General features: G+C 63.6%; 21 protein-coding genes. 15 read left to right on the top strand and 6 right to left on the bottom strand.

What is annotated here, in order from left to right:
• The first annotated feature begins 140 nt into the window (after positions 1-140).
• The 6 genes from SOX55_RS01515 (at position 141) to SOX55_RS01490 (ending at position 9,345) form a co-directional block, all read left to right on the top strand.
• A complete protein-coding gene (locus SOX55_RS01515) occupies positions 141-1,178 on the top strand; it encodes a TAXI family TRAP transporter solute-binding subunit (RefSeq protein ID WP_325285666.1) in 1,038 nt (345 codons plus the stop codon).
• A gap of 181 nt (positions 1,179-1,359) precedes the next feature.
• Positions 1,360-3,279 carry a TRAP transporter permease gene (locus SOX55_RS01510; RefSeq protein WP_325285665.1) on the top strand — a complete coding sequence of 640 codons (1,920 nt, stop codon included), beginning with the start codon at positions 1,360-1,362 and terminating at the stop codon, positions 3,277-3,279.
• A gap of 228 nt (positions 3,280-3,507) precedes the next feature.
• A complete protein-coding gene (locus tag SOX55_RS01505) occupies positions 3,508-5,169 on the top strand; it encodes an HlyD family efflux transporter periplasmic adaptor subunit (RefSeq protein WP_325285664.1) in 1,662 nt (553 codons plus the stop codon).
• 5 nt (positions 5,170-5,174) lie between these two features.
• A complete protein-coding gene (locus SOX55_RS01500; RefSeq protein WP_325285663.1) occupies positions 5,175-5,876 on the top strand; it encodes an ABC transporter ATP-binding protein in 702 nt (233 codons plus the stop codon).
• A complete protein-coding gene (locus SOX55_RS01495) occupies positions 5,873-7,126 on the top strand; it encodes an ABC transporter permease (protein WP_325285662.1) in 1,254 nt (417 codons plus the stop codon). The genes SOX55_RS01500 and SOX55_RS01495 overlap by 4 nt, the downstream gene beginning before the upstream one ends.
• A gap of 14 nt (positions 7,127-7,140) precedes the next feature.
• A complete protein-coding gene (locus SOX55_RS01490; protein ID WP_325285661.1) occupies positions 7,141-9,345 on the top strand; it encodes an S-layer homology domain-containing protein in 2,205 nt (734 codons plus the stop codon).
• Positions 9,346-9,448: 103 nt separating this feature from the next.
• On the opposite strand, the gene SOX55_RS01485 is transcribed toward SOX55_RS01490, so the two are convergent.
• A complete protein-coding gene (locus tag SOX55_RS01485) occupies positions 9,449-10,816 on the bottom strand; it encodes an MATE family efflux transporter (protein ID WP_442873596.1) in 1,368 nt (455 codons plus the stop codon).
• 33 nt (positions 10,817-10,849) lie between these two features.
• Positions 10,850-12,079 carry a class I SAM-dependent rRNA methyltransferase gene (locus SOX55_RS01480; RefSeq protein ID WP_325285660.1) on the bottom strand — a complete coding sequence of 410 codons (1,230 nt, stop codon included), beginning with the start codon at positions 12,077-12,079 and terminating at the stop codon, positions 10,850-10,852.
• A gap of 131 nt (positions 12,080-12,210) precedes the next feature.
• On the opposite strand from SOX55_RS01480, the gene SOX55_RS01475 reads away from it, so the two are divergent.
• Positions 12,211-12,954, top strand: a complete 744-nt coding sequence (locus SOX55_RS01475) for an SH3 domain-containing protein (protein ID WP_325285659.1) — start codon at positions 12,211-12,213, stop codon at positions 12,952-12,954.
• 203 nt (positions 12,955-13,157) lie between these two features.
• The gene (rny, locus tag SOX55_RS01470) at positions 13,158-14,714 is read left to right on the top strand and encodes a ribonuclease Y (RefSeq protein WP_325285658.1); all 1,557 of its coding nucleotides are present in this window, start codon (positions 13,158-13,160) and stop codon (positions 14,712-14,714) included.
• 133 nt (positions 14,715-14,847) lie between these two features.
• Here rny and SOX55_RS01465 read toward each other — a convergent pair whose 3' ends face one another.
• The 3 genes from SOX55_RS01465 to SOX55_RS01455 form a co-directional block, all read right to left on the bottom strand.
• Positions 14,848-15,837, bottom strand: a complete 990-nt coding sequence (locus tag SOX55_RS01465; protein WP_325285657.1) for a hypothetical protein — start codon at positions 15,835-15,837, stop codon at positions 14,848-14,850.
• A 10-nt stretch (positions 15,838-15,847) separates the two neighbouring features.
• Positions 15,848-16,648 (bottom strand): hypothetical protein, encoded by an 801-nt coding sequence (locus SOX55_RS01460; RefSeq protein ID WP_325285656.1) that lies wholly within the window; start codon positions 16,646-16,648, stop codon positions 15,848-15,850.
• 107 nt (positions 16,649-16,755) lie between these two features.
• Positions 16,756-17,154, bottom strand: coding sequence for a hypothetical protein (locus SOX55_RS01455; RefSeq protein WP_325285655.1), 399 nt, complete (start codon positions 17,152-17,154; stop codon positions 16,756-16,758).
• 152 nt (positions 17,155-17,306) lie between these two features.
• Between SOX55_RS01455 and SOX55_RS01450 the strand changes: the two genes are divergently transcribed.
• The 4 genes from SOX55_RS01450 (at position 17,307) to proS (ending at position 21,241) form a co-directional block, all read left to right on the top strand.
• Positions 17,307-18,080, top strand: a complete 774-nt coding sequence (locus SOX55_RS01450; RefSeq protein ID WP_325285654.1) for a TIGR00282 family metallophosphoesterase — start codon at positions 17,307-17,309, stop codon at positions 18,078-18,080.
• A gap of 18 nt (positions 18,081-18,098) precedes the next feature.
• On the top strand, positions 18,099-18,584 hold the full coding sequence (locus SOX55_RS01445; RefSeq protein ID WP_325285653.1) for a YbaK/EbsC family protein: 486 nt from the start codon (positions 18,099-18,101) through the stop codon (positions 18,582-18,584).
• Positions 18,581-19,675: a metallophosphoesterase family protein gene (locus SOX55_RS01440; RefSeq protein ID WP_325285652.1), complete on the top strand. Its 1,095-nt coding sequence runs from the start codon at positions 18,581-18,583 to the stop codon at positions 19,673-19,675. Before SOX55_RS01445 ends, SOX55_RS01440 begins: the two co-directional genes overlap by 4 nt.
• A gap of 126 nt (positions 19,676-19,801) precedes the next feature.
• Entirely contained in the window at positions 19,802-21,241 is a 1,440-nt protein-coding gene (gene proS / locus SOX55_RS01435; protein ID WP_325285651.1) for a proline--tRNA ligase, read from the top strand.
• 92 nt (positions 21,242-21,333) lie between these two features.
• On the opposite strand, the gene SOX55_RS01430 is transcribed toward proS, so the two are convergent.
• Positions 21,334-21,555, bottom strand: a complete 222-nt coding sequence (locus SOX55_RS01430) for a hypothetical protein (RefSeq protein WP_325285650.1) — start codon at positions 21,553-21,555, stop codon at positions 21,334-21,336.
• A gap of 273 nt (positions 21,556-21,828) precedes the next feature.
• Between SOX55_RS01430 and SOX55_RS01425 the strand changes: the two genes are divergently transcribed.
• The 3 genes from SOX55_RS01425 to rplC all read left to right on the top strand — a co-directional run bounded on the left by SOX55_RS01425 (position 21,829) and on the right by rplC (position 23,871).
• Positions 21,829-22,278 (top strand): hypothetical protein, encoded by a 450-nt coding sequence (locus SOX55_RS01425; RefSeq protein ID WP_325285649.1) that lies wholly within the window; start codon positions 21,829-21,831, stop codon positions 22,276-22,278.
• A 407-nt stretch (positions 22,279-22,685) separates the two neighbouring features.
• Positions 22,686-23,000: a 30S ribosomal protein S10 gene (gene rpsJ / locus SOX55_RS01420; RefSeq protein WP_325285648.1), complete on the top strand. Its 315-nt coding sequence runs from the start codon at positions 22,686-22,688 to the stop codon at positions 22,998-23,000.
• A 151-nt stretch (positions 23,001-23,151) separates the two neighbouring features.
• On the top strand, positions 23,152-23,871 hold the full coding sequence (gene rplC, locus SOX55_RS01415) for a 50S ribosomal protein L3 (protein ID WP_325285647.1): 720 nt from the start codon (positions 23,152-23,154) through the stop codon (positions 23,869-23,871).
• Positions 23,872-23,882 lie beyond the last annotated feature (11 nt).

The raw sequence follows: 23,882 nt of genomic DNA, 5'->3' as shown, positions 1-23,882 counted from the left end.
GGAAAAATTGAAAGAACTTGCAAATATATTCAGCCAGAGTCAAAATGGGGGTTGAAAGATGAAGGATCACGGTTTATAATATGCATATCAAATTACTTGGGCAGCCAAGTAAATTTTGGAAGAAAAGGGGAAGATATTCTATGAAAAAGTTTCTGTCTCTGTCTCTGGCATTGCTGATGACCGTCGGCATGCTGGCTGGCTGCGGCGGCTCCGGCTCCGGCAGCGCGTCTCCCGCTCCTGCGGCTCCCGCCGCATCCGCTCCCGCCGCCTCCACGCCCGCCCCCGCCGGCGAGGCTGCTGACCTGACCTTCACCACCGGCGGCTCCCAGGGTACTTACTACGGCTTCGGCTCCGTGCTGGCCCAGTATGTCAGCTCCAACACCAACGTGAACATCACCGCCATCGAGTCCGGCGGCTCCAAGGCCAACATTGAGGCCATGGCCGAGGGCGAGGCGGACCTGGGCTTCGTCCAGTCCGACGTTATGGCCTACGCCTATGACGGCACCCGCCTGTTTGAGGGCGACGCGGTGGACGACATCTCCGTGGCTGCCGCGCTGTACATGGAGCAGGTCCAGATCGTCACCACCAACCCCGACGTGAAGACCGTCGCTGACCTGAAGGGCAAGAACGTCTCCATCGGCGCCGCCGGTTCCGGCGTGTACTTCAACGCCATCGACGTCCTGGGCGCTTACGGCCTGACCGAGAGCGACATCAACGCTACCTACCAGAGCTTCGGTGATTCCGCCGACGCCCTGCAGGACGGCAAGATCGACGCCGCGTTCGTGGTTGCCGGCGCTCCCACCACCGCCATCACCTCCCTGGCCACCGCCAAGGACGTGTATCTGGTGAACCTGGACGACGAGCACATCGACAAGCTGATTGCCGAGTCTCCCTACTACACCAAGTACGTGATCCCCGCCGGCACCTATGAGGGCCTGGACACCGACACCACCACCGTGGCTGTGGGCGCCGTGGTCATCGTCAACGACGAGGTTTCCGAGGACGCCGTGTATCAGACCGTGTCCACCATCTTCGAGAACGTGGAAGCCATCACCAAGCAGCACGCCAAGGGCGGCGAGCTGGATCTGGAGTTTGCCTCCTCCATGACCTCCATCCCCTATCATCCCGGCGCTGCCAAGTACTTCGCCGAGAAGGGCATCACCGTTCCCACCAAGTAAATCCATATTGCGCTAAGGCGGAATGACTGGGGCCGCGGCGGGCTGTCCCGCCGCGGCCCTTTCCCTGTTCCGTTTTTGATTCACAACTGTAATAAGGAGGAATACGATGGGACTTTTCAAGAAAAAAGCTGATGAAGCGGAAGAAGTCCGCACCCAAACGCCTGTCACGGACGCGGATTCCATGGAAACCGGCACGGCTGCCGACGTGGAAGCCATGATGAAGAAGTATGACCGGGAATCCAACGTCCGGGTGTGGGAAGGCGTTCCCAAAACCGTGATCCGCTGGATCATGATCTGCTTCTCCCTGTACAGCATCTGGGTAACCCTGTTCAGCAACGCCATGCCCCAGAAGCGGCTGACCGTTTTCGTGGGCATGATCATTGTCATGGGCTACCTGACCTTCCCCCGCAAGAAGGGCACCGTCAAGGTCAACAGCCTGCCCTGGTATGACATCGTCCTCATGGTGATGGGCGCGTTCCCCTTCTTCTGGTACGCCGCCAACGCCGTGGAGATCATCAAGATGTCCAAGAAGATCGACCTGTTCCTGGTGGTGCTGGGCTGCCTGGCCCTGCTGTCCATCTTTGAGTTGTGCCGCCGCAGCGTGGGCATTCCCATTCTGTGCGTGGCAGGCGTGCTGCTGGTTTACGCCTTCACCAACATCTACGGCCGGAACCCCGACGTGTTCAAGATGTTCCGCTCCGTGGTGTACGCCCTGTTCTACAGCGAGTCCGGCGTGATGGCCACCCCCATCAACGTCTGCGCCAAGTACATCGTGGTGTTCATCATCTTCGGCGCCTTCCTGGAGCGCACCGGCATCTCCGGCTTCTTCATTGACCTGGCCAACTCCCTGTGCGGCTCCACCGCCGGCGGCCCCGCCAAGGTGGCCGTGGTGTCCTCCGCCCTGTGCGGCATGGTGTCCGGCTCCTCCGTGGGCAACACCGTCACCACCGGCTCCGTCACCATCCCCATGATGAAGCGCACCGGCTACAAGGGTGAGTTCGCCGGCGCCGTGGAGGCCGCGTCCTCCACCGGCGGCCAGATCATGCCCCCCATCATGGGCGCTGCCGCCTTCCTGATGGCCGAGTACATGGGCATCACCTACGCCGAGGTGGCCATGCGGGCCATCCTCCCCGCCGTGCTGTACTTCACCGGCATTTACATCGCCGTCCATCTGGAGGCCCGGAAGCTGGGCCTGAAGGGCATTCCCAAGGAGGAGCTGCCCAAATTCGGCAACCTGATCAAGAAGATCTACCTGCTGCTGCCTCTGGTGGTGCTGGTCTATCTGGTGGCCACCAACACCCGCACCATGCAGAGCTCTGCCGCCATCGCCATCATCGTGTGCATCCTGGTGGGCCTGGTGAACAAGGACGACCGCATCACCGTCAATAAGATTCTGGACGCCCTGGAAGCCGGCGGCCGCAGCACCATTTCCGTGGCCGTGGCCTGCTCCATGGCAGGCGTCATCGCCGGCTGCATCACCGTCACCGGCCTGGCCTCCAAGCTGCTGTCCGGCATCATGACCGCCTCCATGGGCATCCCCCTGATTGCCCTGTTCCTGACCATGCTGTGCTGCATCGTGCTGGGCATGGGCGTGCCCACCACCGCCAACTACTGCATCATGGCCTCCACCTGCGCCCCCATTCTGATTCAGATGGGCTTCCCCGTGGTCAGCGCCCACTTCTTCGTGTTCTACTTCGGCATCGTGGCGGACATCACCCCGCCTGTGGCTCTGGCCGCTTACGCCGGCGCCGCCATCGCCAAGTCCAACGCCATGAAGACGGCCCTGAACGCCACAAAGCTGGCCATCGCGGCATTTATCGTGCCGTACATCTTCGCCATGAACCCGGCCATGCTGTTTGTGGATACCAATGCCATTCAGGTGATTCAGATCTGCATCACCTCCGTCATGGGCATCTTCGGCGTGGCCGCTGCCCTCAACGGTTACCTGTACAAGCACATCAACCCGCTGTTCCGCCTGCTCATCGCCGCCGGTGGCCTGGCCATGATGATCCCCGGCACCCTCACCGACGTGGTGGGCCTTGCCCTGGTGGTGGTCATCATCGTCCTGCAGCGGGCCTCTGCCAAGCGCGTTGCCGCCTGACATCTGTTCCGAAAAAAGTTCCGTGCCGCCCGGCACGGAACTTTTTTTGCCGCTTTCCGGCCGGATTCCGGCTTTCGGAGGGGGAATGGAGAGAGGAAAATTGTGGAAATTTTTGGCGGGCGAAAACTGTTACTGTTTTGTTGCTATTTTCCCGTCAGGTCATGCTATGCTGTGGGCGAACAGAACCGGTGCTGACCGGAAAACCATTTCGGCAAAAGGAGAATCATTATGGCAGAAGTCATGGAACAGGCCACGGAGCAGACTGCTGTCCGGACCCCGGAGCAGACGGCCCCGGCAGGGGGCGGCGGAAAGCCGAAAATGAGCAAAAAGAAGAAGCGCCGCATCCGCCGGATCATCGCGCTGGTGCTGGCGGCGGCGGTGGTGTTCGGCGTGGTCCGCCTGCGGAAAAAAGACGGCGGCGGATCTGCCGAGGTGATCCGGGACGTGGTGACCTACGGCGCCATTACCGCCACCGTAGAAGGCAGCGGCCTCACCAAGGCGAAAAACAGCGAGAGCATCTCCATTACCACCGCCGGAACGGTGCAGGATGTGTTCGTGACGGAGGGTCAGGTGGTCACTGCCGGCACGCCCCTGTTCGTCATTAACTCCGATGACGCCCGCAGTGCGGTGCAGCAGGCGGAGAAGGACGTGGAGGGCTATCAGAAGCAGCTGAACACCCTGAACAAGGATATCGCGGGGCTGAATCTGGCCCCCGGCTACCCCGGCAAGCTGATGGACGTGGTGACCCTGAACCCCGGCGACACCATTACCAAGGGCCAGAAGGTGGCCACGCTGTCCGACGATACCCGGCTGCGGCTGACCCAGTACTACAGCTACGCCTACGCCGGAGACATCAAAGCCGGCCAGGCGGTAGACGTGTCCATTCCCGCCCTGATGACCACCCTCACCGGCAGGGTGGAGGCGGTCCACATGGTCAGCCGCATCACGCCGGAGGGCTCCCGCCTGTTCTCGGCGGACATCCTCATCGACAACCCCGGCTCCCTGACGGCGGAGATGTCCGCCTCCGCCACGCTGAACGTGGGCGGCGAGACGGCCTACCCCTATGAGGCCGGCAAGCTGGAGTACTACCGCACCGGCGATCTGTGCTCCACCGTCAACGGCACCGTCATCTCCAGCAGCCTGGTGGATTACCTGCAGGTGTCCGAGGGCCAGGTGCTGGTGCGCATCGACGGCGAGGACAGCGAGAGCGAGATCTTCTCCGCGGAGCAGTCCCTGGAGAAGGCCCGGGAGGAGCTGGAGACCGCCCGGAAGAATCTGAATAACTGCAGCGCCGTGGCCCCCATCGACGGCACCGTCATCGGCCTGACCATCCAGGCGGGGCAGGAGGTGGCCGCCAACACCACGGTGATCACCATCTCCGACACCAGCTCCATCATCGTCAACGCCACTGTGGATGAGCGGAATGTGGGTTATGTGAAGGCCGGTACCATGGTGGACCTGGACCAGTGGGGCAATCAGACCATGGGTGTAGTGGAGAGCGTCAGCCTGTCCAGCACCGTTACCAACGGCGTTGCCATGTATCCCATGGTCATCTCGGTGGACAACAGTGACGGGATGATTCAGGTCAACAGCAACATTCAGTACAGCCTGGTGGCCAGCCAGAACGAGAACTGCCTGGTGCTGCCCATCCAGTGCGTCCGCAACGCCGCCCTGGAGGACGGCTCGGCGGTGAACGTGGTGTACGTGGAGGGCGACCGGCCGGACAATGCCCTGGAGAACGTGATGGTCAACGAGGAGATTCCCGATGGCTTCTGGCCCGTGGAGGTGGAGATCGGCATTTCCGACAACTACTATGTGGAGATCAAATCCGGCGTGGAGGAGGGGACCTCGGTCTTTACCCAGATCCAGACCTCGGAGGCCTGGGGTTGACGCCTATGGAAAAGCTGATTGAACTGAGAGACGTTTACAAGATCTACGGCGAGGGCCTGGAGAGCGAGGTCCGGGCGCTGGACGGCGTCTCCCTGACCATCGGCCGGGGAGAGTTCGCGGCGGTGGTAGGCCAGTCCGGCTCCGGCAAGTCCACCATGATGAACGTGCTGGGCTGCCTGGACATCCCCACCCGGGGCGACTACTTTCTGGACGGCACCGACGTGCGGGAGCTGACGGACAAGGAACTGTCCCGCATCCGCAACCGGGAGATCGGCTTCATCTTCCAGCAGTACAACCTGATCCAGAGCCTGACGGTGCTGGAGAACGTGGAGCTGCCCCTGATCTACCAGGGGGTGGACGCCGATGACCGGCGGGAGATGGCCCTGGAGGCCCTGAACCGGGTGGGCCTTGCCGACCGGGTGAAGCACAAGCCGACGGAGATGTCCGGCGGTCAGCAGCAGCGGGTGGCCATTGCCCGGGCCATCGCCACCCATCCTCCCATCATCATGGCGGATGAGCCCACCGGCGCCCTGGATTCCCGCACCGGCCGGGAGGTGCTGGCCTTTCTGCAGCAGCTGAACCGGGAGGGCACCACCGTCATCCTCATCACCCATGACAACGGCATCGCCGCCACTGCCCGGCGGATTGTGCGGCTGCAGGACGGGAAGATCGTGGAGGACCGGGAACAGGAGGTGGACTGGTTTTGAATATTCAGCAGGCGGTTAAAATGGCCTGGAAGTCCATCTGGGGCAAAAAGGGCCGCTCCGCCCTCACCATTCTGGGTATTTTTATCGGCATTGCCGCCGTCATGACCATTGTGTCGGTGATGGAGGGCATGAAGCAGGAGACCATGAAGCAGTTTGAGGCAATGGGCTCCAACCGCATCAACGTCAGTGTTTCCAGCTGGATGTATGACGAGGAGGGCAATGACATCTCCAGGGATTACTTCCCGGACCTGTATGACTACTGTGCCGGCCTCAGCGAGTATGTGCTGGGCATCACCCCCACCGGCTACGTGGACGCCACCGTGGTCTACGGCACCAAATCCACCGCCAACATGGAATACCACTGGGATGACACCGGCAACGTTGTGGGGGAACAGCCCCCCACCCTCTACTATGGCAGCGACCAGTACGCTGTGTGCAACAACCTGACCATCGCCAAGGGGCGGGATCTGGCCATGCTGGACATGGAGAAGTACAACCAGGTGTGCGTCATGGGCGCCCAGGCAGCCAGTACCTTCTTTGGCGCGGCCGACCCGGTGGGGAAGGTGATTCAGGTCAACGGCAACAACTTCACCGTGGTGGGTGTCTACGCCGCCCGGGTGGATCAGGACAGCACCAGCAGCTACATCGACAACCTGATTGTGTTCCCCTACACCGTCCGCCGGGTGCTGGGGGGCCAGAAGCCCACGGAGTTTCTGGTGAAGGCCCGCAGCAGCGAGGCCATGACCGAGGCCATCTCCCGCATCGCCGGCTTCCTCCGGGGCCTGGTGGACACCAACACCGGCGGCTACAACGTGTATTCCGAGAGCCAGTGGCAGGAGCAGTCCAACGAGTTTCTGACCATGGTGGGCATGGTGCTGGGCGGCATCGCCGCCATCTCCCTGGTGGTGGGCGGCATCGGCATCATGAACATTATGCTGGTGACGGTGACGGAGCGGACCCGGGAGATCGGCATCCGCCGGGCCATCGGCGCCCAGCGCAGCAGCATCGTGGCCCAGTTCCTCATTGAGGCGGCCATGCTCTGCGGCATCGGCGGCATCGTGGGTATCGCCTTCGGCACGCTGGGCAGCGTGGCCCTGAGCACGCTGATGTTCCAGATGACCATTCTTCCGTCGGTCAAGGTGACGGCGGAGGCCTTCGCCCTCTCGGTGGCCCTGGGCATCGTGTTCGGTGTGTACCCGGCCATCAAGGCGGCCAACCTTCAGCCTGTGGAAGCCCTGCGGGCGGAATAAAGGAGTGAATCGAGATGAAAAAACGCATTTTCGGCCTGCTGCTGGCGGTGTGTCTGGCGGTGACGGCCCTGGCGGCCCCGGCGGCGGCATTTACCGACGTGACGGACGCCGCCACCGCCGTGGACGTGGAGTGCCTGCGGCTGATGGGGGTGCTGGACGGCTACGCCGACGGCAGCTTCCGGCCTGACGCCACGCTGACCCGCGCCCAGTTCTGCAAAATGGCGGTGTACGCCCTCAACGCCCAGAAGGAGCTGGGGAAGTACCGCTCCGTCACCGTGTTTCCGGACGTGAAGCCCTCCCACTGGGCGGCGCCCTACATCAATCTGGCCTCCAAGGGCAAGGGGGTCATCCTGGGCTTTGCCGACGGCAAGTTCCATCCGGAGGCCCGGGTGACCGCCGGGCAGGCGGTGACCATCCTCATGCGCCAGCTGGGGTACAAGGACGAGGACGTGGGCGCCGTGTGGCCCGACGGGTATCTGGCCCAGGCGGAGGTCACCGGCCTCACCGACGGGCTGCACCTCAGCGGCGGCGCGGCCCTGACCCGGGGTCAGGCGGCCCGGCTGTTTGTGAACCTGCTGCGGTGCGACAAGGCCGACGGCAGCTCCTACGCCTCCGGCATCGCCGACCAAGTGCTGGAACCTGTTATGCTGGTGTCCTCCGCCGCCGCGGTTTCCAGCGGGGATGATACCGGCATGCAGACGGGAAGCGGCACCGTGTACCAGATGGCAAACAAGGCCTCCAACGGCCTGCTGAACGGCCGCATGGGCATGCTGCTGCTGGACAGTCAGGGGAAGGTCCTCACCTTCGTGCCCGACGGCGAGGGCACCAGCCGCACGGTGGTGCTGGTGCAGGCCAAGTCCAACTCCCTGCTGAGCACCGCCGGCGAGAAATTCGCCCTGGACAGCGATACCGCCATGTACTATGACGGCGAGGAGACCACCTGGGGCGCCGCCTTCTCCTGGCTGAAGCCCGGCATGTCCCTGACGCTGTACCTGGGCACCTCCGGCGGCGTGGAATACGTCTTTGCCGGCAGCGGCGTGGCCGCTGACCAGGCGGTGGTGGTCTATGCCGACGGCTCCACCGCCGGGCTGGACGCCCTCACCGGCGGCAGCCTCAACTATAAGATCACGAAAAACGGCGCCGCCGCCGGTATCGGCGACCTGCGGGCCTATGACGTGGTGACCTACTCCGGCGCCACCAACACGCTGCAGGTCTGCGACGTGCGCCTCAGCGGCATCTACGAAAGCTGCAGCCCCACTCCCGACGCCCCGGAGACCATCACCGTCATGGGCCATGATTTCAGGGTGCTGCCCTCCGCCGCGGCGGAGTTGGCGCAGCGGAAGGTGGGCGACGCCGTGACGCTGCTGCTGACGGCGGACAATCAGGTGGCCGGCGTGATGGAGGGCAGCAAGGTCCGGGGCAACGCCCTGGGCATCGTCCGCGCCGCCGGCGACGCCGGCGAGGTGGAGCTGCTGTGCGGCATTACCGTCAAGGGCGCCATCACCGGGAAGTCCGCGGACCTGGCGGGCCAGCTGGTGCGGGTGTCCTCCGGCAAGCGGAATACGCTGTCTGTGGGCAGCCTCACCGGCGGCGTCTCCGGCGATCTGAAGGCGGCGGACCGGACGCTGGGCGGCGTCCCCCTGGCGGACAACGTAGTGATCTACCGCACCGGAAACAGCGGCCTGGAGGCCGTGGCCCTGACGGGCCTGCCCTCCGCCGTGGTGGCCAGGGACCAGATCCGCTACGCCGGCACTGACTGGGCCGGCCGGGTGAACCTCATCGTCCTGGGCGACAAGTACAGCACCGTGGACTATATCTACGGCCGGGCAGTGGTCCGGACGAACACCGATGAGGAGGGAAAAACCACCACGACCATCGCCGTGGAGTATGGAAACGGCCAGCAGGCCGGCCCTGTCACCAGCAAATTCGACGAGATCCGCAACGGCCAGTATGTCCGGGCGTCCCTCAGTGCCGGCGGCAGCGATTTCAGTTCTCTGCTGGCGCTGAAGAAGCTGGCCAGCGTGTCCAACTCCGCCTGGACCGGCCGCAACGCCGTGACGGTGGGTGGACGGACCTACACCGTGGGGGATGACGTGCCCTGCTTCAACGCGGCCACGCAGCGCTGGGTCACCCTGGACGAGGCCCACGCCTTCGCCGCCCACTGTGACCTGTACGCGGACAGCACCGGCACCGTCCGGGTCATCGAGGTGGACCAGTAACGGAAAAAACCAGGCAGCCGCTTTCAAGCGGCTGCCTGGTTTTTGCTTTGGTGAAGAGCAGTAAAAAGACACGGCGCGAAAGCACCGTGTCTTTGCTGCCTGTTCAGGACTTTTCCGGAGAGGGACCGGCCTTCAGCTCCCGCAGGAAGGGAATCTGGACCGCCAGCGCGATGAGGAAGGTGGCCACGTCCGCCACCGGCTGGGCCAGCTGCACGCCGAGGAAGCCCAGCAGGGGCGTCAGAATCAGCAGCGCGGGAATCAGACACAGGCCCTGGCGGCTGACGGCCAGCACGGAGGCGGGGCCGGTGCGTCCCACGGTCTGGAGGGTCATGTTGCAGCACACCACCCAGCCGCTGAGGGCAAAGGTCGTGCACTGGTAGCGCAGGGCGGCGGCGCCGTACGCAATGACCTGGGGGTCGTCCCGGAACAGGGCGATGACCCGGGGGGCGAAGGCCATGGCGGGGATGGTCAGCAGCAGGAGAAAGCCGGTGGAGACTTTGATGCAGAACCAGAAGCCCTCCCGCACCCGGTTCCACAGCCTGGCGCCGTAGTTGAAGCCGCACACCGGCTGGAAGCCCTGGCCGAAGCCGATAAGGGCGGAGCTGGCGGTCTGCATGGCCCGGTTGGCCACAGTCATGGCGGCGATGGCGGCGTCACCGTAAATGCCGGCGGAGTGGTTCAGCACGATCATGCCGATGGAGCCGAAGCCCTGGCGGCACAGGGAGGGGAGGCCGCCCCGGGCGATCTGCACCATGCATTCCCGGCAGGGCCGGACGTTGGAGAGGTGCAGCCGCAGGTTGGAGCCCCGGGAGCAGAGCCACAGCAGAATGCAGAAGCCCACAAACTGGCTGATGATGGTGGCCAGGGCCGCTCCGGCGATGCCCAGATGGCAGTAGAAGATCAGCAGCGGGTCCAGGGCGATGTTCAGCACCGCGCCGGCGGTGACGCCCACCATGCCGTACATGGCGCTGCCCTGGAAGCGCAGCAGGTTGTTCAGCGTCAGGGAGCCGGTCATCCACGGGGTGCCCAGCAGAATGATGCGGACATAGCTTTTGGCGTAGGGCAGGATGGTCTCCGTGGCACCCAGCAGCCGCACCAGCGGCGTCAGCAGCAAAATGCCCAGCAGGGCCAGCGCCGCGCCGCAGCCCACGGCCAGCGCGAAGCCGGTGGAGGCCATCTCCGAGGCGGACTGGGGGTTCTGCCGCCCCAGCTCCCGGGAGACGTAGTTGCCGGAGCCGTGGCCGAAGAAGAAGCCCACGGCCTGGATGACGGCCATCAGGGAAAAGGCCACGCCCACGGCGCCGGTGGCACTGTTGCTGTTCAGCAGACCCACGAAAAAGGTGTCTGCCATGTTGTAGAAAGCGGTGATCATCATGCTGATAATGCAGGGAACGGCCATGCGGCAGATCAGGCGGCCCACAGGCTCCTGGGTCATCCGGCGGTACTTCTCCTGCTGCTTGGGATCTGACAAGGGTTTTCGCTCCTTTCCGAAAATGCAGGCGGCTTACACCACCTGAAACAGGTAGAACTTCAGGTAATTGGTCTCCTCCACGCCCCAGAGGATGGGGTGGTCGCAGGACTGCTGCCGGGCCTCAATCTGCCGCAGCTGCACACCGGCGTCATGGGCGGCGGAGCGCAGCATCTCCAGGAACTTCTCCTCCGTGGCGAAGTGGGAGCAGGAGCAGGTGGCCAGGTACCCGCCCCGGGGCAGCAGCCGCATGGCCCGGTAGTTGATCTCCTTGTAGCCGGTCATGGCGTTGTGCACCGTTCTCCGGGACTTGGTGAAGGCCGGCGGGTCCAGAATGATGAAATCGTACCGGGGCGGCTCCTGCTCCAGCCGGGGCAGCAGGTCGAACACGTTGGCGCAGACGCACTCCACCCGGTCAGAAAGACCGTTGCGCTCCGCGTTGGCCCGGGCCATCTCCACGGCGGATTCCGACACGTCCACGGCGGTGACGTGCTTTGCCCCGCCCATGGCGGCGTTCAGGGCAAATGAGCCTGTGTGGGTGAAGCAGTCCAGCACCGTCCGGCCCTCCGCCAGCCGGGAAACCGCCAGGCGGTTGAACTTCTGGTCCAGGAAAAAGCCGGTTTTCTGGCCGTTTTCCACGTCCACCAGGTACCGGATCCCGTTTTCGGTGATCTCCGTCACGGGGGACGCCGGCGGCGCCTCGCCGGGCAGGGGGAACCAGCCCTTTCCCTGGGCCAGTCCCTCTTTTTCCCGCAGGGCCTCGTCGTTGCGCTCGTAGACGCCGGTGATGGTCTGGCCGTCCTCGCGCAGGATGCGCACCAGCGTGGGCAGCAGGAAGTCCTTGCGCACCTCCATGCCCACCGACAGCACCTGCACGCTCAGCAGCGGACCGAACCGGTCCACCGTCAGCCCGGGGAAGGCGTCCGCCTCGCCGAAGATGATCCGGCAGCAGCTCAGGTCCTCGGGCCGCAGGACGGTTTTGCGGTATTCCCAGGCCCAGCGGAGCTTCCGCTCCCAGAAGGCCTCGTCAAACCGGTCATTGGCGTTGCGGGAGATGAGCCGCACCCGGATCTTGGACTGCTCCGACAGCATTCCGGTCCCCAGATACCGCCCCCTGCGGCTCAGTACATCCACCAGACCGCCGTTGACGGTTTCCCCCTGGGCGGAGAGCACTTCTTCTCCGTAGACCCAGGGATGGCCCCGGAGAATGGCGGCCTCCGCCTTGGGGGTGACGGTGTACCGCGGATAAGCACGTTCAGCTTTCATGTGAGAAATTCCTTTCCGGGAAAAGATGATAATCAAGAAAAGCTTAACACATTCCCGGCGGGATTTCCATATAGTATCCGTGGGAAGAACTGAGAAATTATCGTGTTTTCTGCTGGAAAGGAGCGTGTCCCATGCCCATTATCTACCTCAGTCCGTCCACCCAGGACTGGAATGAATACGTCACCGGCAGCGGCTCGGAGGAGTACAACATGAACCGCCTGGCGGACGCCATGGTGCCCTATCTGCTGTCCAACGGCATCCAGTACAAGCGCAACCGGCCGGACATGACGGCGGCGTCCTCCATCCGGGAGGCCAACGCCGGATACTACGATCTGTACCTGGCCCTCCACTCCAACGCCTCCGCTCCGGAGCGCTACGGGGAGAACCGGGGCATCATCGCCTTCTACTATCCCGGCAGCCGGGAGGGGCAGCGGGCGGCGGAGATTTTCGCCCGGAACCTGCGGAACATCTACCCTCTGCCCCAGAACGTCCGGACCCAGGCCACCACCACCCTGGGAGAGGTGCGCCAGCCCCGGTTTCCGGCGGTGCTGCTGGAGATCGGCTACCACGACAATTATGCCGACGCCTCCTGGGTGGAGAACAACACCGACTCCATCGCCCAGAATCTGGTGCTGTCCATCACGGAGTTTTTCGGCCTGCCCTTCATCTGGCCCATGACCCCCGCGACAGGCACCGTCACCATTGACTACGGCACGCTGAACCTCCGCAGCCGCCCCACCCAGACCGCCACGGTGCTGACGGGGATGCCCGACGGGGCCCGGGTGACGGTGTACGGCCAGTGGCAGGGGTGGTACGTGGTCCACTACGAAAACTATGTGGGCTACGCGGCGGCGGCCTATATTTCCCTGCGGTAGGGGCCCGCGGAGACTTTTACCGCCATATGTGGGCCTCTGTGATGCACATTTTCCTTGACAGTTCGCCCGGGAGCGACTAAACTATAACAGGAATCTTATTGGAAGGTATAGGGGTATCTTTCGATTGTTTTCTGACGGGGGCATCCACCCCCCGATTTTCATGCCTGGGAGCAATCCCAAAATCACAAGGAGGTAAGTCCGCCATGATCGTCAATGTGATCATTGCTGTGATCGGACTCGCGGCCGGCTTCCTTCTCGGTTTCTGCTATCGCAAGATCGTATCTGAAAAGGAAATCTCCAGCGCCGAAGAAGAGGGAAAGCGCATCATCAACGAGGCCATCAAGGCCGCTGAAGCCAAGCGCGCCGAGGCTGAGTCCAGAAAGAAAGAGGCCATTCTGGAGGCAAAAGAGGAGATTCTGAAGAGCCGCAGCGAATACGAGAAGGAAGAGAAGTCCCGCAGAGCCGATCTGCAGCGCCAGGAAAACCGGCTGCAGCAGAAGGAAGAGAGCATCGACCGCAAGACCGACGCCATCGAGAAGAAGGAAGAGGCCCTCGTCCAGAAGCACGCCCAGATCGACAAGGAATACGAAGAAGTCAAGGTCATCAAGCGCAGCCAGACCGAAATGCTGGAGCGCATCTCCGGCTTCACCGCCGAGGAGGCCAAACACTACCTCATCCAGCAGGTGGAGGCCGAGGTGACCCACGAGACCGCCCTCAAGATCAAAGAGGTCGAGTCCCGGATGAAGGAAGAGAGCGACATGCGCGCGCGGGAGATCGTGGCCCAGGCCATCCAGCGCTGCGCCGCCGACCAGGTGGCCGAAATGACCGTCAGTGTGGTTCCCCTGCCCAATGACGAGATGAAGGGCCGCATCATCGGCCGCGAGGGCCGCAACATCCGCACCATTGAGACCCTGACCGGTGTGGATCTGATCATCGATGACACGCCGGAGGCCATTACCGTCTCCTGCTTCGAGCCGGTGCGCCGGGAGATTGCCCGGCTGGCCCTGGAGAAGCTGATTGCCGACGGCCGCATCCATCCCACCCACATTGAGGAGATGGTGGAGAAGGCCCGCCGCGAGGTGGACGCCACCATCAAGGCAGAGGGCGAGCGGGCCGTGTTTGAAACCGGCGTCCGCAGCGTCCACCCCGAGCTGGTGAAGATGCTGGGCCGCCTCCACTACCGCACCAGCTACGGCCAGAACGTGCTGCAGCACTCCATCGAGGTGGCTCACATCGCCGGCATGATGGCTGCCGAGCTGGGCGCCGACGTGCAGGCTGCCAAGCGGGCCGGCCTGCTCCATGACCTGGGCAAGTCCGTGGACCACGAGCTGGAGGGCACCCACGTGGCCCTGGGCGTGGAGTTCGCCCGGAAGTACAAGGAGAAAGAGGACATCATCCACGCCATCGAGGCCCACCACAACGATGTGGAGCCCCGCACCGTGGTGGCTTGCCTGGTGCAGGCGGCCGATGCCATCTCCGCCGCCCGTCCCGGCGCCCGCCGCGAGAATCTGGAGAACTACATCAAGCGGCTGGAGCAGCTGGAAAGCATTGCCTCCTCCTTCAACGGCGTGGACAAGGCCTATGCCATTCAGGCCGGCCGGGAGGTCCGCGTGATGGTGAAGCCGGAGGTGGTGTCCGAGGACCAGATGGTGATTCTGGCCCGGGACCTGGCCAAGAAGATCGAGGAGGAAATGGAGTACCCCGGTCAGATCAAGGTCCACATCCTGCGGGAGACCACGGCCATCGAATACGCGAAGTAAAACAGGAAAGAGCGGAGCGCGCGGCGCTCCGCTCTTTTGTCGTTCCCGGGGGGTGTCTGGAGGGTGCCGGCCATTGCGGGAGGATGCGCCGGGCGGCGCGGGGGTTTGCACCGGTCCCGGCGCAATTTCCCCTTTACTGCCAGCTGGCCGCCTTCCGCAGCTCCAGCCGCAGGTAGGGCGCGGTGTCTGCCGGCCCCTCGTAGCCCGTCTCCACGGTATACTGCAGCTTCTCTTCACATTCCGCCAGCACCAGCAGAATCACCGCGTCATTGCCGGACTGGGTCACGTAGGAGGACTCCACCAGACGGCAGCGGCCCTCCAGCGGCCCCTCCGGGAAGTCCGCCGGATAGATGGAACCGTTTTCCCGCAGGTACGCTTCGTCGATGCCGGACTCCTTGTTCAGCTCCCCGCTGTCCAGGAAGGTGTTGTGGCAGGTGACGGTGAGGGTGCGGTTTCTCTCATCGTAGGAGATGTCCGTGTCGGGTACCCAGCAGTAGGCGGCGGTAAAGTCACTGCCGTCCGCCAACGGGCCGAAGGAGAGGGACAGGCCCGACACCTCCAGCTGTGCGCCGGACAGGGCCTCCTGGCGGCCCTCCATGCCCAGCCGGTGGCTCTCGGTGACGGGCGCCCAGTAGGTCTGGCGGCCATCCACGTCGGAGTGCCCGTCACCGTAGGGCATGGCGTCGCCGTATTCGTCATAGCGGCCAAGGATGCTGGCTGTTTCATAGTGGGGGAAGCTCCGGTGGCCGTTGTGGATACTGATGCCGTCGGTCAGCACGTTCACATACCCGGCGGCGCAGATATCCACCGACGCAATGCCCTGTGTCAGCAGCATCAGCTCCCGGCGGACGCCGCTTTTGCCGTAGACCCAGTCCAACATAGGACAGGCGGAGTCGATCTGCACCAGAAAGTCCCCTTCGTAGGGTGTGACGGAAGCGATGGACGAGGCCTCCGTGCCGTAGAGGGCACGGACCTCCGCTTCGGTGGTGACGGGGGTGCGGGTTTCCTCCGCCGGGGCAGAGGACGCGGGGGCGCTGCCGCCGGCGGAGGGGGCGGGCTTTTGGGAGCAGCCGCACAGGGTCAGGGCGGCCAGCAGGGCGCAGAGAACCTGTTTCGCTTTCATAATGACCTCCTTAATATCCGCCGAGGGTGATATTCTCCAGAGTGTAGACCCCGGTCTCCCGGTCCAGACACACGTTGGCCCGCAGTCGGCCGGCGGGGACGGGAACGGCGGAGCCGGTCCGCTCCAGCTGCACGCCCAGCTCCAGCTCCACCTCCCCGGTGACGGAGGCGGAGAAATGGACCTGATCCCGCAAATTCACAGCTCCGGTGAGGGAGAAACCCTTCTCCGGCTCCGGCAGGGCCAGGGTCGCGGCCCCCAGGGTCAGCGTGTTGGCCTTCACGTCCACGGCGATCTGCCGGGCCAGCTCCTCGGTGTACAGCGCCTCCGGGAGAGGATAGTCGGTGATGGCGCCGTGTTCGTCCCTGGTCAGCAGGTGCAGCTCTTCCACGGAGACGCCGGTGCCGCTGCCGGTGTACAGGTCCACCACCAGGGTGTCCGCCGTGGCGGTGCCGTTCACGTCTAGCACCGCCATCCAGGGATCGATGGTCCGGGGCGTCTCAAACTGCCAGCCGCCGAACATGGCCACACTGCCGTCCCACTCGATGAGCACCGTGTCCCTGTTGAGCCGGTACAGCGCCGCCCGGCCGTCGGGGGACTCCGCCGAGCGCCAGATGGTGCCCTGCTCCGTCAGGGCGACACCTTGTTCCATGGGGGTCACCTCCCGGGGCAGCGGGCTCTCCGGCGCATAGGACCGGCCCATCACCGTGCCGGCCTGCAGGGACACCGTGGGGGCCTCCGCCGGGGCGGCGCGGCCGGAGCAGCCGCACAGCAGCGCGGCGCACAGCAGAAAGATCAGAATGACACGTTTCATGGAGAATTCCTCCTTTGTGACACTTTATGACAGTATCATACCAGAACTTCCGGAAAAATCGTGACAATTCTGAAAAGATTGGTGACAAAAAGAAACGGCAGCCCCCCTCAGGACCCGTTCCGCAGCAGGTCATTGGCGTATTGGTTCAATGCCTCGCAGGGCTGGTATTCGCACCGCCAGCCCACGCCGTCGATGACAAGAAAGGGGTTGTAGGCCATCACCTGCCGGGTGGTGCCGTCGGTCAGCTCCAGGGTGAAGATGACGGCCTGTCCGGCGTACTCCGTGTAAGAGTTGTCCCGCCGGTAGACTACCTGCGTCTGCAGCAGCTCTGCCAGCGCACCGGTGTCCGGGACGGGGAGCGTCTTGTCCGGAGGCATCAGCTGCACCGAAGCGGAGACGATCTGCTCCGGCTTCAGGTGCCGGAAGGGCCGGCGGCCCACGGAGCAGGCAACCGTCAGAATGGCCGCCAGCAGAAGCAGGGCGGCGGGGACGCGGAATTTTTTCATGAAAGGCTCCTCCTTTTTGAATACTGCTTATCCTCATAGACGGGATTTCGGGGAAAAGGTTTCCCGGAGGGCGAAAAAACCGGAGGGGAGGTTGGCAACCGGGCGGAAATTTGGTATACTATACGGCAAAGCCACAAAAGCGGGAGGCAATTATGGAATTTCGGGTATTGGCCATTGGCGACGTGGTGGGGGAGACGGGCCTCGCCCATCTGGAGCGGCACCTGCGGTCCGTGCAGAAGCTGAAGAGCATCGACTTCACCGTGGTGAACGGGGAGAACGCCAGCGGTGTGGGCCTGACGCCGGAGCAGGCGGAGCGGATCTATGATGCCGGCGCGGACGTCATCACCCTGGGCAACCACACCTTCGGCAGAATGCAGATCGCGGACTTTCTGGACGACGCGCCCTATATCCTGCGGCCCGCCAACTTCACCGGCCGGGCGCCGGGCCGGGGCTGGGCGGTCTATGACCGGGGGAATGTCACCGTCCGGGTGGTGAACCTCATCGGCCGGTGCGACCTGAACTTCAACGCCGAGAACCCCTTCACCACCATGGACAGGATTCTGGAGCGGCAGCAGGCGGACTTCACCCTGCTGGACTTCCACGCCGAGGCCACCAGCGAGAAGCTGGCCATGGGCTACTATCTGGACGGCCGCGTCTCCGCCATGTGGGGCACCCACACCCACGTTCCCACCGCCGACGAGCGGGTCTTTCCCAAGGGCACCGGCTACCTGACGGACCTGGGCATGACCGGCGCCATCGAGTCGGTGCTGGGCATCCGGCCGGAGCAGTCCATTGAGACGTTCCTGGGGGGCCTGCCGGGCCGGTATCAGACCCCCAAGGGCCCCTGCAAAATGCAGGGAGCCGTATTCGCCCTGAACAGCGACACCGGCCTGTGCGAGGCGGTGGAGCGTCTGGATATTCGCTGAGAAAGAGAGAAAGGTACCATGTCGATTGAAAAAGTGAGAACCTATTTCCGGTCCCTGGGGATGGAGGACCGCATCCGGGAGTTTTCCGTCTCCTCCGCCACGGTGGAGCTGGCGGCGGTGGCCGTGGGGGTGGAGGGCGCCCGCATCGCCAAGAGCCTCAGCTTCAAGGTGGACGAGCGGCCTATCATCATCGTGGCCGCCGGCGACACCAAGGTGGACAACAGCCGCTACAAGGCCTGCTTCCACACCAAGGCGAAAATGCTGACCCACGAGGAGGCCCACACCCTCATCGGCCATGACGTGGGCGGCGTGTGCCCCTTCGCCCTGCCGGAGGGGGTTCAGGTGTATCTGGATGAGTCCCTGCGGCGGTTTGAGACGGTGTTTCCCGCCGCCGGCAGCGCCAACAGCGCCATTGAGCTGACCTGCGACGAGCTGGAGCGCTGCTCCTCCAATTTCACCGCTTGGGTGGACGTGTGCAAGGGCTGGCGCCCGGAGGAAGCATGACCCTCCGGTTTCTCCACGGGGCGGACTTCCATCTGGACAGCCCCTTTTCCGCCCTGCCGCCCCGGCAGGCGGCGGAGCGGCGCCGGGAGCTGCGGCAGCTGCCCCAGCGCCTTGCGGAGTGGACGGAGAGCCATCCCGTGGATCTGGTGCTGCTGTCCGGCGACCTGCTGGACAGCGCCTCCGTCTATCGGGACACGGCGGAGGCGCTGCGGGACGCCCTGGGGCGGATGGACGCCCCGGTGTTCATCGCCCCCGGCAACCATGACTGGTACGGCCCCGGCAGTCCCTACGCCGCCATGCCCTGGCCGGAGAACGTCCATATCTTCTCCCGGCCGGAGCCGGAAGCCGCGGAGCTGCCGGAGGGGAACACGGTGGTGTACGGCGCCGCCTTCACCGGCCCGGAGCGGGGGGGCAGCCCCCTGGCGGACTTCCGGGTTCCGGAGGACGGGCGGCGGCACCTGATGGTGCTTCACGGGGAGCTGGACGGCACCCAGCCCCGCTACGCCCCCATCGCCTCCGCTGACGCGGCGGGCAGCGGCCTGCACTATCTGGCCCTGGGCCACATCCACAGCCGGGGCGCCCGGCAGCTGGGGCGGACCCTCTGCGCCTGGCCCGGCTGCCCGGAGGGACGGGGCTTCGACGAGACGGGGGACAAGGGCTTTTATTACGGCGAGATGGACGACGGCGGCGGAACCCGCCTGGAGTTCGTCCCCTTTGCCCTCCGGCGGTATGAGACCGTCACGGCGGACGTCACCGGAAAGCCGCCTCTGGCGGCGGTGGAGGCGGCGCTGCCGTCGGACACGGCGCGGGACCTGTACCGGATCACCCTCACCGGCGAGACGGAGCAGGCCGTAGACCTGCAGGCTCTGCAGCGTGCGCTGGAGGGGCGGTTCTGCGCCCTTACACTGACGGATGACACCCGCACCGCGGAGAATGTGTGGGCCAGGGCGGAGGAGGACTCCCTCCGGGGCCTGTTTCTCCGGGAGCTGCGCCGCCGTCTGGCGGAGGCGTCCACGGAGGAGGAGCGCCGCACCATTGAGCAGGCGGCCCGGTACGGCCTGGCGGCCCTGGACCGCCGGGACCTGGGCTGAGAAATGGGAAAAATGACGGCCGCGGTTGACAATTCCCCCCAATCTGGCATACAATAGAAATTCGGAAATCACCCGCTTGGCGGGACGCGCGATACACGAATCACATATGTAAAGGAATGGAACATTATGGCACAGGACAAGAGACAACTTGACGCCATTACCCCCCGGGACGTGGACTTCGCCCAGTGGTATACGGACGTCTGCAAAAAGGCGGAGCTGATCGACTATTCTTCCATCAAGGGCATGTTCATCTACCGCCCCTACGGCTACGCCATCTGGGAGAACATCCAGAAGGTGCTGGATAAGGAGTTCAAGGAGACGGGCCATGAGAACGTGGCCATGCCCATGCTGATCCCCGAGTCCCTGCTCCAGAAGGAGAAGGACCACGTGGAGGGCTTCGCCCCCGAGTGCGCGTGGGTCACCTACGGCGGCGGCGAGAAGCTGGAGGAGCGGTACTGCATCCGCCCCACCTCCGAGACGCTGTTCTGCGAGCACTTCAAGAACATCATCCACTCTCACCGGGACCTGCCCAAGAAGTACAACCAGTGGTGCAGCGTGCTGCGGTGGGAAAAGACCTCCCGCCCCTTCCTGCGCCACCGGGAGTTCCTGTGGCAGGAGGGCCACACCATGCACGCCAGCGAGGATGAGGCCCGGGAAGAGACTATGCGGATGCTGAACATCTACGCCGACTTCATGGAGAACGTGCTGGCCATGCCTGTGATCCGGGGCCGCAAGACCGAGAAGGAGAAGTTCAAGGGCGCCGAGGAGACCTACACCGTGGAGTGCATGATGCACGACCGGAAGGCCCTCCAGGCCGGCACCAGCCACTACTTCGGAGATGGCTTTGCAAAGGCCTTCGACATCACCTTCGCCGGCAAGGACAACCAGCCCCACCATCCCCACCAGACCTCCTGGGGTGTGTCCACCCGTATGATCGGCGGCATCATCATGACCCACGGCGACGACAACGGCCTGGTGCTGCCTCCCCGCATTGCCCCCGTGCAGGTCATCGTCATCCCCGTGGCCCAGCACAAGCCCGGCGTTCTGGACGCCGCCGCTGCCCTGCGGGACCGGCTGAGCGCCGCCGGCTTCCGCTCCAAGATGGATGATTCCGAGAACTCTCCCGGCTGGAAGTTCGCCGAGTATGAGATGAAGGGTGTGCCCCTGCGGGTGGAGATCGGCCCCAAGGATATGGAGAAGGACCAGTGCGTCATCGCCCGCCGGGATACCGGCGAGAAGACCGTGGTGGCGCTGGCGGAGCTGGAGGCCACCGTACAGCAGCTGCTGGACGCCGTCCATGACAACATGTACGCCATGGCGCTGAAGAACCGGGAGGAGAACACCTTCGACATCAAGACCCCCGAGGAGGCCAAGGCCATCGCTGAGGGCAAGGGCGGCTTCCTGCGGTCCAAGTGGTGCGGCAGCCTGGAGTGCGAGCTGGCCATGAAGGAGCGGGCAGGCGTGTCCTCCCGCTGCATGCCTCTGGCCCAGTCCGGCACCGAGGGCGTGTGCCCTGTGTGCGGCAAGGCCTGCACCACCGATATCTACTGGGGCGTGGCTTATTGATCTGAATCAAAAAGGAGGGACGGCTGTCCCTCCTTTTTGTTCGGCTGAAGAAAAAGAGGAAACGCGGCTTCGCGTTTCCTCTTTTCGGCGCGTTACGCCATTTTATCCACCAGTTTGCAGAAGCTGCGGGGGTCCACGTTGTCCTCCGCCACCACGGCGGCGCGCTTCCCCACCAGGCTCAGCACGCTCATCAGAGAGCGGGCGTCCAGCATCACGGTATCCGTGCTCAGCCACACCTCATAGGGGGCCTTGCTGGCCAGCAGGTTGATCTTCTCCGCCTGCCGGGTGGTTTTGATGTCGATGAGCTTCGTCATTGTGATCCCTTCTTTTCAAAAGCGTTTGGCTCCCGGTCCTCCGGGAACGGCCATATCTTAGCACGATAAAGAACTCTGTTCAATCTCAAAAATAAATAGAATATCAAAAAGCAACCGATTACGATTTGTGAAAAGTTTAGAATTTAGACGTTGGAGCAGAAGGCGCCGCCTGGCGGACATACATTATTATAATGTGGCGGCGGGGGCTGATTGACAGGAGGGGCCGGTTTGTGATAGGATGGGTACCATCCTGAGCTTCCGGAGGACATTGGCATGACCCTGAAAGAGATCTGGAACAACCGCAGCTGGCGCTTCACCTTCTGGCTGACTTCGGCGCTGCTGGCCTACCGCACCTGCCCGGAGACGGGGGCATCGCCGGCGCTGTCGGCGGCCACCGGAGGGCTGTACCTGGTGATGTGGGTGCTGCTGATCCACCTGGACGCCAGGGCGGGGGAGCGGTTTTCGCCTCTGATGGGCTTTCAGCTGGTGATGATGGCCCTGGCGGCGGTGACCCGGCTGGCGGGCACCGGCGGCGTGCTGACCACCATCGCCCTGTTCTGGCTGGTGCCGGTGGGGATGCCTCTCCAGGGCCTGGTCCGCCTGGTGAATGACGGGGCCAGCCGGTCTGACGGCGGCATGGCCGCGGCGTCGCTGCTGGTGCTGGCGGTGCTGCTGACGCTGCGGCTGGGACTGGGGGCCGCATACAGCCGGAGGGAAAAGTGATGCTGTTTTCCGGCAGTACGGTAAAGAAACAGTGACGAATTTTTCTCCATATTTTCATGAAAAACAGAGAAAATCCTCTTGACAACAGGAGGATTTTCTTTTATTATGGTTCAGGTGTGCGAAATGGACCGTATCCCATGGAGGCACATCACTGCGATGAACCGGGAGATTGCTCCGAGAGGAGGTAACTTCCGGGGAGTATGTCCGATAATCGGGCGGCTGAGACGAATCTGTACGTTGCGTAGATCGCTGCGCCATGAAACAGAGTACCGGCCGGATGGAAATCATGTGCCGGTATTTTTCATGAGCCGGAATGATACGCACGGTTAAGCGTATAGAAAAGTCTCTCGCCGTAGGTCGTCGAGACTGCGTGACAAAACGACGTACGAAATCAGGAGGAAAACACCATGGCAGCACAGAAACAAATGATCCGCATCCGGCTGAAGGCCTATGACCACCAGGTCATCGACCAGAGCGCAGAGAAGATTGTCGAGACCGCCAAGCGCACCGGCGCCGAGGTTTCCGGCCCCATCCCTCTGCCCACCAAGAAGGAGATCGTCACCATCCTGCGTGCCGTCCACAAGTACAAGGACAGCCGCGAGCAGTTTGAGCGCCGCACCCACAAGCGCCTGATCGACATCACCAAGTCCACTCCCAAGACCGTGGAGGCTCTGATGGCTCTGGAGCTGCCCGCCGGTGTGGAAATCGAGATCAAGCTGTAAGACAGATTTCCGAAGCGCAAATCCCCAACCATGTTGCTACCCAATGTCCGCCGTCTTGCGAGGCGGACGGGTCATGTCGGCAGAGCAATGCCGCGGAGAACCCTATCCCCGGTAACCTAAGCCGACCAATAACCTTTAAGGAGGAAAATACATGAAAGCAATCATCGGCAAGAAAGTTGGCATGTCCCAGATCTTCGATGAGAACGGCCGCGTGATCCCCGTCACTGTCATTGAGGCGGGCCCCTGCGTTGTCGTCCAGAAGAAGACTTCCGAGAAGGAAGGCTATGAGGCTGTCCAGCTGGGTTATGAGGACGTTGCGGAGCGCAAGCTCAGCAAGCCCGAGCTGGGTCACCTGAAGAAGGCTGACGTGGCTCCCAAGAAGTACCTGCGGGAGTTCAACCTGGAGAACGCCGCCGAGCTGAACATCGGCGACATCGTGAAGGCTGACACCTTCAAGGCCGGCGACTTCGTGGATGTCACCGGCATCAGCAAGGGCCACGGCTTCCAGGGCGTTGTCAAGCGTCACGGCGCGGCTGTGAAGCGCAACACCCACGGCGGCGGTCCCGTCCACCGTCATCAGGGCGCTCTGGCCGCCGGTACCGATCCCGCCCGTATCTTCAAGGGCCGTGACGGCGCCGGTCAGATGGGCGTTGAGCAGGTCACCGTCCAGAACCTGAGCGTTGTGAAGGTTGATCCCGAACTGAACATGCTGGTCGTCTGCGGCGCCATCCCCGGCCCCAAGGGCGGTCTGGTGACCATCAAGAGCACCGTCAAGGTCCACAAGGTCAAGCAGGCCGGCGCTGACATCAGCAAGAACCCGCAGAAGGCTTCCGGCCGTAACCCCCAGAAGGCTTCCGCAAGAAATAAGTAAGAAAGGGGTGC

This window comes from Dysosmobacter sp. (genome assembly GCF_034093755.1).
In the GTDB taxonomy this organism is placed as follows: domain Bacteria; phylum Bacillota; class Clostridia; order Oscillospirales; family Oscillospiraceae; genus Oscillibacter.
This window is presented reverse-complemented; position numbering and strand designations above follow the sequence as displayed.

Bases quoted from the DNA above. Each gene is read 5' to 3' on its own strand.
- SOX55_RS01515 (WP_325285666.1), top strand. From the start codon at position 141: ATGAAAAAGTTTCTGTCTCTGTCTCTGGCATTGCTGATGACCGTCGGC.
- SOX55_RS01510 (WP_325285665.1), top strand. From the start codon at position 1,360: ATGGAAACCGGCACGGCTGCCGACGTGGAAGCCATGATGAAGAAGTAT.
- SOX55_RS01505 (WP_325285664.1), top strand. From the start codon at position 3,508: ATGGCAGAAGTCATGGAACAGGCCACGGAGCAGACTGCTGTCCGGACC.
- SOX55_RS01500 (WP_325285663.1), top strand. From the start codon at position 5,175: ATGGAAAAGCTGATTGAACTGAGAGACGTTTACAAGATCTACGGCGAG.
- SOX55_RS01490 (WP_325285661.1), top strand. From the start codon at position 7,141: ATGAAAAAACGCATTTTCGGCCTGCTGCTGGCGGTGTGTCTGGCGGTG.
- SOX55_RS01480 (WP_325285660.1), bottom strand. From the start codon at position 12,079: ATGAAAGCTGAACGTGCTTATCCGCGGTACACCGTCACCCCCAAGGCG.
- SOX55_RS01475 (WP_325285659.1), top strand. From the start codon at position 12,211: ATGCCCATTATCTACCTCAGTCCGTCCACCCAGGACTGGAATGAATAC.
- rny (WP_325285658.1), top strand. From the start codon at position 13,158: ATGATCGTCAATGTGATCATTGCTGTGATCGGACTCGCGGCCGGCTTC.
- SOX55_RS01465 (WP_325285657.1), bottom strand. From the start codon at position 15,837: ATGAAAGCGAAACAGGTTCTCTGCGCCCTGCTGGCCGCCCTGACCCTG.
- SOX55_RS01460 (WP_325285656.1), bottom strand. From the start codon at position 16,648: ATGAAACGTGTCATTCTGATCTTTCTGCTGTGCGCCGCGCTGCTGTGC.
- SOX55_RS01455 (WP_325285655.1), bottom strand. From the start codon at position 17,154: ATGAAAAAATTCCGCGTCCCCGCCGCCCTGCTTCTGCTGGCGGCCATT.
- SOX55_RS01450 (WP_325285654.1), top strand. From the start codon at position 17,307: ATGGAATTTCGGGTATTGGCCATTGGCGACGTGGTGGGGGAGACGGGC.
- SOX55_RS01445 (WP_325285653.1), top strand. From the start codon at position 18,099: ATGTCGATTGAAAAAGTGAGAACCTATTTCCGGTCCCTGGGGATGGAG.
- SOX55_RS01440 (WP_325285652.1), top strand. From the start codon at position 18,581: ATGACCCTCCGGTTTCTCCACGGGGCGGACTTCCATCTGGACAGCCCC.
- proS (WP_325285651.1), top strand. From the start codon at position 19,802: ATGGCACAGGACAAGAGACAACTTGACGCCATTACCCCCCGGGACGTG.
- SOX55_RS01430 (WP_325285650.1), bottom strand. From the start codon at position 21,555: ATGACGAAGCTCATCGACATCAAAACCACCCGGCAGGCGGAGAAGATC.
- SOX55_RS01425 (WP_325285649.1), top strand. From the start codon at position 21,829: ATGACCCTGAAAGAGATCTGGAACAACCGCAGCTGGCGCTTCACCTTC.
- rpsJ (WP_325285648.1), top strand. From the start codon at position 22,686: ATGGCAGCACAGAAACAAATGATCCGCATCCGGCTGAAGGCCTATGAC.
- rplC (WP_325285647.1), top strand. From the start codon at position 23,152: ATGAAAGCAATCATCGGCAAGAAAGTTGGCATGTCCCAGATCTTCGAT.